Below are 10,746 nucleotides of genomic sequence, written 5' to 3' on the forward strand. Positions count from 1 at the left end.
TTTTTACCGACATCAACCACCTGACGCCCGGACTCTCCGCGCAATTGTGCGCGTGGCCCGGCCAACCTAAGAAGACCGATAGACCGTATGACCGACGTATCCTCTTTCAACCCGACCCGCGACGACTTCGCGGCGATGCTCGATTCCTCGATGGGCGGCGGCAACGATTTTGCCGAAGGCACCGTCATCCAGGGCAAGATCGTTGGCATCGAGAAGGACTTCGCCATCGTTGACGTGGGCCTGAAGACCGAAGGCCGCATCCTGCTGAAGGAATTCGGCGTCGACGAGAACGGCAAGGCCATCGTCGGCATCGGCGCCACTGTCGAAGTCTTCCTGGAGCGGGTCGAAAACGCCCTGGGCGAAGCGGTGATCAGCCGCGAAAAGGCCAAGCGCGAAGAAGCCTGGACCCGCCTGGAAGCGGTGTTCGAGCGCAACGAGCCGGTCGTGGGTTCCATCGTCGGCCGGGTCAAGGGCGGCTTCACCGTCGACCTGGGCGGCGCCAGCGCCTTCCTGCCGGGCTCGCAAGTCGACATCCGCCCCGTGCGCGACGTCGGCCCGCTGATGAACAAGGAACAGCCCTTCGCCATCCTGAAAATGGACCGTCCGCGCGGCAACATCGTCGTCTCGCGCCGGGCCATCCTGGAAGAAGCCCGCGCCGAACAGCGCACCGAGCTGGTCAGCCAGCTGCAAGAGGGCGAAATCCGCGAAGGCGTGGTCAAGAACATCACCGACTACGGCGCGTTCGTGGACCTGGGCGGCATCGACGGCCTGCTGCACGTCACCGACATGAGCTGGAAGCGCGTCTCGCACCCCAGCCAGGTCCTGGCCGTGGGCGACACCGTCAAGGTGCAGATCGTCAAGATCAACCCCGACACCCAGCGCATCTCGCTCGGCATGAAGCAGCTGCAGTCCGATCCCTGGGATGGCGTCGAAGCCAAATACCCGGTCGGCTCGCGCTTCACCGGCCGGATCACCAACATCACCGACTACGGCGCGTTCGTTGAACTGGAAGCCGGCGTCGAGGGCCTGGTCCACGTCTCGGAAATGTCCTGGACCAAGAAGAACGTCCACCCCGGCAAGATCGTCTCCACCAGCCAAGAAGTGGACGTCATCGTGCTGGACGTCGATCCGTCCAAGCGCCGGGTGTCGCTGGGCCTCAAGCAGGCCATGCCCAACCCGTGGGAAGCCTTCATCGAGGCCCACCCGATCGGCTCGACCGTCGAGGGCGAAGTCAAGAACGCCACCGAGTTCGGCCTGTTCGTCGGCCTCGACAACGACATCGACGGCATGGTGCACCTGTCGGACCTGGACTGGAACGTGTCGGGCGAAGAAGCCATGGCCAAGTTCAAGAAGGGCGACATGGTCAAGGCCAAGGTCCTGGACGTCGACGTCGAGAAGGAGCGCATCAGCCTGGGCGTCAAGCAGCTGGCCGGCGATCCGATGGCCGGCGACACCTACCGCAAGGGTCAGACCGTCACCGTCACGGTGACCGAGATCACCAGCGGTGGCATCGAGGTCAAGTTCGGTGAAGACGACGCCGCCATGACCGCCTTCATCCGCAAGTCGGACCTCAGCCGCGACCGCCAGGAGCAGCGCCCCGAGCGTTTCGCCGTCGGCGACCGCGTCGACGCCCAGATCGCCAACATCGACAAGGCGGCGCGTCGCGTCTCGCTGTCGATCAAGTCGCTGGAAATGGCCGAGGAAAAGGAAGCCATCGAGCAGTTCGGCTCGTCGGACTCCGGCGCCTCGCTGGGCGACATCCTGGGCGCGGCCCTGCGCGAGAAGGCCCAGAAGGACTAACTTCAGTCCTGAACTGAAAATGATTGCGGCGGCTCCGGGAAACCGGGGCCGCCGTTTTCGTATGATGGCCTGCGCCTTCACTCGAACGCCCGCGGCTCGCACGCTCTGCGCAAAGTGTGGCGGGAAGGAAGACAAGGGGAAGAAGAAGCGTGAGCGGCTGCGCCAGGGATGCGCCGCCGCGGGCCGTCTTCAAGGCCGGGGATTTATTGAGGCGCGAAGCGCCTCCCTAACGATCGGCGTTTTGGGGAGTAGCTTGGGAAAGCACCTCAGCTTGCGCTTCTTCTTCCCCTTGTCTTCCTTTCCAGTTTAATCCCACGCCCCATGCCGCCCGCCGCGTTGGCGGCCAAGCCTCCCCGTTCGTGCTTTTCGTGTTTTTCGTGGTTCATTCTTGCAGCGCCTGACGGCAATCCAAGGCCGGCAAAGGCGTCTGTCTCGTTTTTAACCCATGCAACCCCTTGAAGAATCCCGACTCCTTGGGCAATGGTCGCCTCACTGCCTCGCGGCGCTCCCCCCGCGCGCTCCTCATGGGATACCCTATGATCAAGTCCGAGCTGATTGCCCGGCTCGCCGCCGAGAACCCTCACCTCACCCAGCGTGACGTGGAGCGGGTGGTCACCGTGATCCTGGAAAAGATGATCGGGGCGCTGGAAGATGGCGGCCGGGTCGAGCTGCGCGGCTTCGGGGCCTTCTCGGTCCGCTCGCGCCCGGCCCGCGCGGGCCGCAACCCGCGCACCGGCGAGGCGGTCGATGTGCGCGCCAAGCATGTGCCCTTCTTCAAGAGCGGCAAGGAGCTCCGGGCGCGCCTCAACGCCGATTAGGAGTTCTTCATGAGCGTCTTCAAGGAATTCCGCGAGTTCATCGCCCGCGGCAACGTCATCGACCTGGCCGTCGGGGTGATCATCGGCGCGGCCTTCAACGGCATCGTCAAGAGCCTGGTCGACGAGGTGGTCATGCCGCCGATCGGCCTGGTGCTGGGCAAGATCGATTTCTCGGACCTGAAATGGGTGCTGCAGCCCGCCAATGCCGCCACCAAGACGGCCGAGGTCGCCATCCAGTACGGCGCCTTCATCAACACCGTCATCCAGTTCGTGATCGTGGCCTGGGTGGTGTTCCTGATGGTCAAGGGCGTCAACGCCATCCGCCGCAAGGACGCCGCCGCCCCGGCCCCCGCCGAGCCACCCGCCCCGACCCCGACCGAGGCCCTGCTTTCCGAGATTCGCGACCTGCTGAAGGGCGAGCATCCTGCGCCGTCGGCCGCCACCGCCTCGCCGGCCAAGGCCGCTCCCGCCGCCAAACCCGCTGCCCGCAAGGCGCCGGCCCGCAAGAAGACCAGTTGATGCGTTTCCGCCTGTTCGCCGGCCTGGCTCTGACCCTGGCCCTCGCCGGCAGCGCCTTCGCCGCCGGCGAGCCCGTGCGCATGCCGAACAAGAACCTGCTGGACCTGCAGTCGCAGCCGGAGCGGGTCGGCGACCACTGGCGCTTCCTCAGCATCACGGAGGATATCGTCGCCGGTCCCCGGCCAAGCCGGCAGACCAATCGCCAGACCTTCGACCTTGAGGTGATTGGCCTTTCGGGCGGAGCCATCACCCTGCGCTACACCCTGCGCGAGGTCGAAATCGTCGACGACAGCCAGCCGGGCATCGACAAGGCGGTGAAGGCCTATCTGGGCATCCCCATCGAGTTCGAGGCGCGCCAGGGCTACGAGCCCGACCGTATCACCAACTGGCCGCAGGTGCGGGGGGCCTATTTCAAGGCCCTGGACCGCCTGGCGCCGGGCGATGCGACCGAGCGCCAACAGCTGGGGGACTATTTCGACGTGCTGGAAGCCGATCCCGAGGAGCTGGCGCGCGCCGTACTGGGCGACGTCTTCGTCCTGGCCGGCATGCAGCAGGCCGCCGCGCCCCGCGACCGTTTCGTGATCGAACCGCGCAGCATCGACCTGGGCGCCGGCCACACCCTGGTGCTGAGCGGCTGGATGGGCCTGGACAGCGAGGACCCCGGCCGGTGCCAGGCGACCTGGAGCCGCGAAACCCGCCGGGTGACCGATGCCGGCCCGCAGAGCGTGGACAGCGACCTCAACACCACCGCCACCCTTTCCACCCGCGACGGCTGGGGGCTGTCGCTCAAGGAGGTCGAAGTGACCAAGATCGGCGCCGAAACCGAGAGCAAGACCATCGTCCTGACCCGCCAGGGCGCCGCTCCGGGCTGCGGCTGATGCGCATCCGCCCAGCGCCGCCGGCCGCAGGCTGAGCATGGCCGGCGCGAAGATCTGCGGGCTTTCGACCGCCGAGACGGTGGCTGCGGCGCTGGAGGGCAGGGCCGAGTTCATCGGCTTCATGTTCTTCCCCAAGAGCCCCCGCGTCGTCGATCCCGAGACGGCGGCGCGGCTGGCGGCGCCGGCGCGGGGGAAGACAAGGATCGTGGCGGTGACGGTCGATTCCGACGACGCCCTGCTCGACCACCTCGCGGTGCTGAAGCCCGACCTCATCCAGCTGCACGGCCAGGAAACGCCCCAGCGCGCCGCCGCCATCCGCGCCCGCACCGGGGCCGGGCTGATCAAGGTGCTGCCGGTCGCCACCGCCCATGACATCGACGCCGCCAATCACTTCGACGGCCTAGTCGAGCACCTGATGTTCGAGGGCAGGCCGCCGCCCGACGCCGACCGGCCGGGCGGGATCGGGGCGAAATTCGACTGGGGCCTGCTGGCCGGGCGTCGCTGGCAGAAGCCGCATTTTCTGGCAGGCGGCCTCAACCCCTGGAACGTTCAGGAGGCCCTGGATCAATCGGGCGCGCCCATCGTGGACGTTTCCTCTGGCGTGGAGCGCGGGGCTGGCCTAAAGGACCCCGGCCTCATTTCGGCCTTCCTGGAAGCGGTCCGCCGCGCCTGAGCACAAGACGCCCAAGTTGACGACGCCCGTTACCGCCAAGCCCAACGACTGGACCGCCTATCCCGACGCCACGGGCCGCTTCGGAGACTATGGCGGCCGCTATGTCGCCGAGACCCTGATGCCGCTGGTCCTGGACCTGGACGGCGCCTACGAGGCGGCCAAGGCCGACCCGGCGTTCCAGAGCGAACTGAACGGCTATCTGACCCACTATGTCGGCCGGCCCAGCCCGCTGTATTTCGCGGCGCGCCTCAGCGAGAAGTTCGGGGCCCGCATCTGGCTCAAGCGCGAGGAGCTGAACCACACCGGCGCGCACAAGATCAACAACTGCATGGGCCAGATCCTGCTGGCCATGCGGATGGGCAAGACCCGGATCATCGCCGAGACCGGCGCCGGCCAGCATGGCGTGGCCACGGCCACGGTCTGCGCCCGCTTCGGCCTGCCCTGCGTGGTCTATATGGGCGCGGTGGATGTCGAGCGGCAGAAGCCCAACGTCTTCCGCATGAACCTGCTGGGGGCCGAGGTGCGGCCCGTGACCAGCGGCGCGGCGACCCTCAAGGACGCCATGAACGAGGCCATGCGCGACTGGGTGACCAATGTCGCCGACACCTACTACCTGATCGGCACGGCGGCGGGGCCGCATCCCTATCCGGCCATGGTCCGCGACTTCCAGTCGGTGATCGGGACCGAGATCCGCGAGCAGATCCTCAAGGAAGAGGGCCGGCTGCCCGACGCGGTCGTGGCCTGTGTCGGCGGCGGCTCGAACGCCATCGGCACCTTCCATCCCTTCCTGGCCGACGAGAGCGTGCGCATCTTCGGGGTCGAGGCCTCGGGCCACGGCCTGGACACCGACAAGCACGCCGCCTCCCTGACCGGCGGCCGGCCGGGGGTGCTGCACGGCAACAAGACCTATCTGCTGCAGGACGCCGACGGCCAGATCCTCGACGCCCACTCCATCTCGGCCGGGCTCGACTATCCGGGTATCGGGCCAGAGCACAGCTGGCTGCACGATGTCGGCCGGGCGCAATACCTGACCTGCACCGACAACGAGGCCCTGGCCGCCTTCCAGTACACGGCCCAGCTCGAGGGGATCATCCCCGCCCTGGAATCCAGCCACGCCATCGCCAAGCTGGGCGAAGTCGTCGAGCGGGTCGGCCGGGACAGCGTCATCGTCCTCACCCTCTCGGGCCGGGGCGACAAGGACGTCAACACCGTGGCCAACGCCCTGGGGCTGACCATTTGAGCCGCAACCGTCTAGACCGCCGCTTCGCCGAGCTGGCGAAGGAAGGGCGCGCCGCCTTCGTCGCCTACATCATGGCCGGCGACCCCAACGCCGCCACGGCCCAGGCCATCCTGGACGGCCTGCCCGCCGCCGGGGCCGATGTCATCGAGCTGGGCCTGCCCTTCTCCGATCCGATGGCCGAGGGCCCGACCATCCAGCGGGCCGCCCAGCGGGCCCTGAAGGCCGGCATGACCGTCGCCGGGACGCTGGCCATGGTCGCCCAGTTCCGGCGGCGCGACGCCGACACCCCCATCGTGCTGATGGGCTATCTCAATCCGATCCTCTCCAAGGGCTATGAGCGCTTCGCCGCCGAGGCGCACCTTGCCGGGGTCGACGGCCTGATCATGGTCGACTGCCCGCCGGAAGAGGCCGACCCGCTGGCCGACGCCCTGGAGGCGCACGATATCAGCTTGGTGCGGCTGGCGACGCCGACCACGGACGACAAGCGCCTGCCGGCCGTGGTCCGCCGGGCCTCGGGCTTTGTCTATTACGTCTCGGTGGCCGGGGTGACCGGGGTCAAGCTGGCCGACGCCGACACCGTGGCGCCCGCCGTGGCGCGGGTGAAGGCGGCCAGCGGGCTGCCGGTGGCGGTGGGGTTTGGCATCCGTACGCCTGAGAAGGCGGCCGAGGTGGCCCGGGTGGCCGACGGGGTGGTCGTCGGTTCGGCCCTGGTTGATGAAATAGCAGGCGGTCTGGACGAAATTTCCGGGGCGCCGAACGAAAACGTGACCGAGAGAGTTCTTTCCTTGGCCGCCGCACTGGCTAAGGCTGTGCGTTCGGCGCGAGTCAGGACCGCTTGAGGCGACTGAGCGATGGCTATGGCTGACCACAAGAACGACAAGCCGGGCAAAGGCCCGGGCCGCGAGAGCTGGCTGGCCCGCATCGCGCCCGGCGTGCGCGGCGCGTTCACCCGTCGGGAGACGCCCGAGAACCTCTGGGTCAAATGCCCCGACACCGGCGAGATGATCTATCGCCCCGACCTGGAGGCCGCCCAGTGGGTGACCCCGGCCGGCCGGCATATGCGTATCGGCCCGACGCAACGGTTTAAATACACCTTCGACAACGCGACGTTCGAGGTGCTGCCGACCCCGGCGGTATTCGAGGACCCGCTGAAATTCTCCGACGGCAAGTCCTACAAGGACCGCCTCAGCGCCGCCCGCAAGGCGACCGGCGAGACCGACGCGGTGGCCATCGCCGCCGGGACCATCGGCGGCCAGGGCGCGGTGGTGCTGGTCCAGGACTTCGCCTTCATGGGCGGCTCGCTGGGCATGGCGGCCGGTGAGAGCTTCATCGCCGCCGCCCGGGCCGCGCAGGAACGCCAGGTTCCGCTGGTCGCCTTCACCGCCGCCGGCGGGGCGCGGATGCAGGAGGGGGCCCTGTCGCTGATGCAGATGGCCCGCACCACCCTGGCCATCCAGGAACTGAAACAAGCCAAGCTGCCCTACATCGTGGTGCTGACCGATCCGACCACGGGCGGGGTGACGGCCAGCTACGCCATGCTGGGCGATATCCATCTGGCCGAGCCGGGCGCGCTGATCGCCTTCGCCGGGCCCCGCGTCATCGAGCAGACCATCCGCGAGACCCTGCCGCCGGGCTTCCAGCGTTCGGAATACCTGGTCGAAAAGGGCATGGTCGACCGGGTGACCCCGCGCAGCGAGCTGCCGGCGGTGCTGGGTTCGATCCTCAAGACCTTGATGCTGGGCCGCGGTCGTTCGATCGCGGCTTAAGTTTTTCCAAAGCCGCGCGGGGGCGTCGGCGGGGGGATGCATGTCGAGTAAAGATCGCAAGCCGTCGAGGCCTGACGAAACCCCGGAAAGCGGAAACTGGCTGTCGCGCACCGCGCCGGGCGTGCGCCGGATGCTGGCGCGCCGCGAAACGCCGGACGAGCTGTGGGTCAAATGCCCCGATACGGCTGAGATGATCTACCGCCCCGACCTGGAGGCCGCCCTGTGGGTGACCCCGGCCGGCCGGCACATGCGTATCGCCCCGGCGCTGCGGCTGGCTTTCACCTTCGACGATGGGGTCTATGAGCGGCTGGAGACGCCGCGCGCGCCCCAGGACCCGCTCGGCTTCCCCGACAAGACATCCTATCCCGACAAGCTCCTGGCCGCCCGCAAGGCCAGCGGCGAGGACGAGGCCATGGCGCTCGCCGCCGGGACCATCGGCGGACAGCGGGCCGTGGTGGCGGTGCAGAACTTCGCCTTCATGGGCGGCTCGCTCAGCCCGGCGGTCGGCGAGGCCTTCATCGCCGGGGCCCGGGAAGCGGTGGCCCGCAAGGCCGCCTTCATCGTCTTCACCGCCTCGGGCGGGGCCCGCATGCAGGAAGGCACGCTGTCGCTGATGCAGCTGGCCCGCACCACCCTGGCCATCCAGGAACTGAAACGCGCCCGCCTGCCCTACATCGTCGTCCTGACCGACCCGACCACGGCCGGGGTGATGGCCAGCTACGCCATGCTGGGCGACATCCACATCGCCGAGCCGGGGGCGTTGATCGCCTTTACGGGCGCGCGGGTGATCAAGCAGACCATCGGCCAGACTCTGCCCGAGGGCTACCAGACCGCCGAATTCCTCGAGGACCACGGGGTGATCGACAGGATCGTGCCGCGCGGGGAGATGGCGGCGACGCTGGGGTCGATCCTGCGGGTGCTGCTGAAATAAAAGAACCCTTCCTCCTCGATGGAGGAAGGGCAGGGTTGGTGGTGTGCGCTCGGAGCCTGGGTGAAAAGCTCAGGGTGGCGACCACGCCTCCCCGCGCTCTTCCGGAAGCGCTGTGCCACCACCACCATCCCCGCCCTTCCTCCATCGAGGAGGAAGGGAGTCTCTTTTCTTTGACGCCTCGTGCGAGCAAAACCGCCTCCTCGCTGAGGGGATTCGCGCGATGTCCGACCACCTGCTGCCGCATGACGCCGCGCTGGAGCGGCTGCGGCGGCTGCATCCCAAGGTCATCGACCTGTCGCTGGAGCGGATGGCGCGGCTGTGCCGGGATCTGGGCGATCCGCAGGACCGCCTGCCGCCGGTGATCCATGTGGCCGGCACCAACGGCAAGGGCTCGACCGTCGCCTATCTGCGGGCCATCGCCGAGGCGGCGGGGCTGAGGGTGCATGTCTTCACCTCGCCGCACCTGGTGCGGTTCGTCGAGCGTATCCGGCTGGCCGGGACCTTGATCACGTCACAGGCCCTGGCCGATCTGCTGGACCGCGTCGAAGAGGCCAACGCCGGCCAGAGCATCACCTTCTTCGAATTCGTCACCGCCGCGGCCTTCCTGGCCTTCGCCGAGACCCCGGCGGACCTCTGCATCGTCGAGGTGGGGCTGGGCGGCTCGCTGGACGCCAGCAATGTCATCAGCCGGCCGGCGGTCAGCGTGATCGCGCCGGTGGACCTGGACCACAAGGAGTTCCTGGGCGAGGACCTGGCCCAGATCGCCGGCGAGAAGGCCGGGATCATCAAGCCCGGCTGTCCGGCGGTGAGCGCCCGCCAGCGGCCGGAGGCGCAAGAGGTCATCGAGGCGCGGGCGGCGGCCATGGGCGCGCCGTTGACCCAGATGGGCGTGGCGTTCGACGCCTGGGCCCCGGGTGGACGGCTGCTGGTGCAGACTGAGGACCGGCTGCTCGACCTGCCGCTGCCGGCGCTGCCGGGACCGCACCAGATCGCCAATGCGGGGCTGGCGGTCATGGCGGCCCTGACCCTGGGCGATCCGCGCATCGACGAGGCGGCCATCGGCAAGGGGATTGCTTCGGCGGTCTGGCCGGCCCGGTTCCAACGGCTGACCGCCGGGCCGTTCGGCGACAAGGCCAGGGCGGCCGGGACCGATCTTTGGCTGGACGGCGGCCACAACCCGCACGCGGCCCGCGCCTTGGCCGACACCATCGCCGAGCTCACGGCTCGCGACGGCCGCTCGGCGGTGCTGATCCTGGGGCTGCTGGCCAACAAGGACGCCGACGGGGTGCTGGCGGCGTTCGCGGGGTCGGGCGTGCGGGTGCTGGCCATCCCGTTCGAAGCCGAGGCGGCGGGGCCACCCGAGCGGCTGGTGGAAGCGGCGGAGAAGGTCGGGGTGCAGGCGCAGGCCTGCCAAAACGTCGAGGCGGCCCTGGACCTGGCGCTCAGCCTGCCCGGGCCGCCCCACGTGGTGATCGGCGGATCGCTCTATCTGGCGGGGGAGATCCTGGCGCTGAGCGAGGAGACGTGGCCGAGGTGATCCTGAAAATCCTCGCCCCTTGGGCGAGGGGGACCACGAAGTGGTGGAGTGGGCTCTTGGGAGCACACGGCGTTCCAAGCACGCCCACACCGACAGTGCTAAATCCTGACGCACCGTGTGCTCTCAAGAGCCCACTCCGTCGGCTTCGCCGCCACCTCGCCCAAGGGGCGAGGAATGCTTTTTGGTCCCTCGGCCTTTACGCCGCCGCGGACCCAGACCCGGCGCTGATCCCGGCCTCGTTGAGCCATTCCAGGATCTTCTGCTTGGGCATGGCGCCGACCTTCATCGAGGCCATCTGGCCGCCCCGGAACAGCATCATGGTCGGGATGCCGCGCACGCCATAGCGCGAGGGGGTGGTGGGGCTTTCCTCGATGTTGAGCTTGGCGATGGTGACATGGTCGCCCAGCTCCTCGGCCAGCTGCTCCAGGGCCGGGGCGATCTGCTTGCAGGGGCCGCACCATTCGGCCCAGAAATCGACCAGCACGGGCTTGTCGGCCTGCAGGACGTCGCGCTCGAAGGTCTCGTCGCTCACCTTGACGGTGCTCATAGGGTGCTCCTTGGCGATGGATTCGCCACACGAACTC

At 68.4% G+C, this 10,746-nt stretch carries 10 protein-coding genes and 1 pseudogene; 10 read left to right on the forward strand and 1 reads right to left on the reverse strand.

Features of this window, described 5'->3' with window-relative positions; genetic code table 11:
* The first annotated feature begins 87 nt into the window (after window positions 1-87).
* The 10 genes and pseudogenes from rpsA (at window position 88) to QO010_RS23145 (ending at window position 10,162) form a co-directional block, all read left to right on the forward strand.
* Window positions 88-1,800, forward strand: coding sequence for a 30S ribosomal protein S1 (gene rpsA / locus QO010_RS23100; protein WP_307353021.1), 1,713 nt, complete (start codon window positions 88-90; stop codon window positions 1,798-1,800).
* A gap of 536 nt (window positions 1,801-2,336) precedes the next feature.
* The gene (locus QO010_RS23105; RefSeq protein ID WP_307353023.1) at window positions 2,337-2,618 is read left to right on the forward strand and encodes an integration host factor subunit beta; all 282 of its coding nucleotides are present in this window, start codon (window positions 2,337-2,339) and stop codon (window positions 2,616-2,618) included.
* A gap of 9 nt (window positions 2,619-2,627) precedes the next feature.
* Window positions 2,628-3,029 (forward strand): annotated as a pseudogene (gene mscL / locus QO010_RS23110) (large-conductance mechanosensitive channel protein MscL); the annotation flags it as partial.
* A 107-nt stretch (window positions 3,030-3,136) separates the two neighbouring features.
* Window positions 3,137-4,015, forward strand: a complete 879-nt coding sequence (locus QO010_RS23115; protein WP_307353025.1) for a hypothetical protein — start codon at window positions 3,137-3,139, stop codon at window positions 4,013-4,015.
* A 37-nt stretch (window positions 4,016-4,052) separates the two neighbouring features.
* A complete protein-coding gene (locus QO010_RS23120) occupies window positions 4,053-4,688 on the forward strand; it encodes a phosphoribosylanthranilate isomerase (RefSeq protein ID WP_307353026.1) in 636 nt (211 codons plus the stop codon).
* Window positions 4,689-4,704: 16 nt separating this feature from the next.
* Window positions 4,705-5,928 (forward strand): tryptophan synthase subunit beta, encoded by a 1,224-nt coding sequence (gene trpB, locus QO010_RS23125; protein WP_307353027.1) that lies wholly within the window; start codon window positions 4,705-4,707, stop codon window positions 5,926-5,928.
* The gene (gene trpA / locus QO010_RS23130) at window positions 5,925-6,767 is read left to right on the forward strand and encodes a tryptophan synthase subunit alpha (protein ID WP_307353028.1); all 843 of its coding nucleotides are present in this window, start codon (window positions 5,925-5,927) and stop codon (window positions 6,765-6,767) included. Before trpB ends, trpA begins: the two co-directional genes overlap by 4 nt.
* A gap of 12 nt (window positions 6,768-6,779) precedes the next feature.
* The gene (locus tag QO010_RS23135; RefSeq protein ID WP_307353029.1) at window positions 6,780-7,694 is read left to right on the forward strand and encodes an acetyl-CoA carboxylase carboxyltransferase subunit beta; all 915 of its coding nucleotides are present in this window, start codon (window positions 6,780-6,782) and stop codon (window positions 7,692-7,694) included.
* A 40-nt stretch (window positions 7,695-7,734) separates the two neighbouring features.
* A complete protein-coding gene (locus tag QO010_RS23140; RefSeq protein ID WP_307353030.1) occupies window positions 7,735-8,625 on the forward strand; it encodes an acetyl-CoA carboxylase carboxyltransferase subunit beta in 891 nt (296 codons plus the stop codon).
* A 220-nt stretch (window positions 8,626-8,845) separates the two neighbouring features.
* Window positions 8,846-10,162 (forward strand): bifunctional folylpolyglutamate synthase/dihydrofolate synthase, encoded by a 1,317-nt coding sequence (locus tag QO010_RS23145; protein WP_307353032.1) that lies wholly within the window; start codon window positions 8,846-8,848, stop codon window positions 10,160-10,162.
* 196 nt (window positions 10,163-10,358) lie between these two features.
* Here QO010_RS23145 and trxA read toward each other — a convergent pair whose 3' ends face one another.
* Window positions 10,359-10,709, reverse strand: a complete 351-nt coding sequence (gene trxA, locus QO010_RS23150) for a thioredoxin (protein ID WP_307353034.1) — start codon at window positions 10,707-10,709, stop codon at window positions 10,359-10,361.
* Between the last annotated feature and the right edge of the window lie 37 nt (window positions 10,710-10,746).

This window comes from Caulobacter ginsengisoli (assembly GCF_030814835.1).
GTDB classification, from domain to species: domain Bacteria; phylum Pseudomonadota; class Alphaproteobacteria; order Caulobacterales; family Caulobacteraceae; genus Caulobacter; species Caulobacter ginsengisoli.

Bases quoted from the DNA above. Each gene is read 5' to 3' on its own strand.
- QO010_RS23135 (WP_307353029.1), top strand. From the start codon at position 6,780: ATGGCTATGGCTGACCACAAGAACGACAAGCCGGGCAAAGGCCCGGGC.
- QO010_RS23145 (WP_307353032.1), top strand. From the start codon at position 8,846: ATGTCCGACCACCTGCTGCCGCATGACGCCGCGCTGGAGCGGCTGCGG.
- trxA (WP_307353034.1), bottom strand. From the start codon at position 10,709: ATGAGCACCGTCAAGGTGAGCGACGAGACCTTCGAGCGCGACGTCCTG.
- QO010_RS23105 (WP_307353023.1), top strand. From the start codon at position 2,337: ATGATCAAGTCCGAGCTGATTGCCCGGCTCGCCGCCGAGAACCCTCAC.
- rpsA (WP_307353021.1), top strand. From the start codon at position 88: ATGACCGACGTATCCTCTTTCAACCCGACCCGCGACGACTTCGCGGCG.
- QO010_RS23120 (WP_307353026.1), top strand. From the start codon at position 4,053: ATGGCCGGCGCGAAGATCTGCGGGCTTTCGACCGCCGAGACGGTGGCT.
- QO010_RS23140 (WP_307353030.1), top strand. From the start codon at position 7,735: ATGTCGAGTAAAGATCGCAAGCCGTCGAGGCCTGACGAAACCCCGGAA.
- QO010_RS23115 (WP_307353025.1), top strand. From the start codon at position 3,137: ATGCGTTTCCGCCTGTTCGCCGGCCTGGCTCTGACCCTGGCCCTCGCC.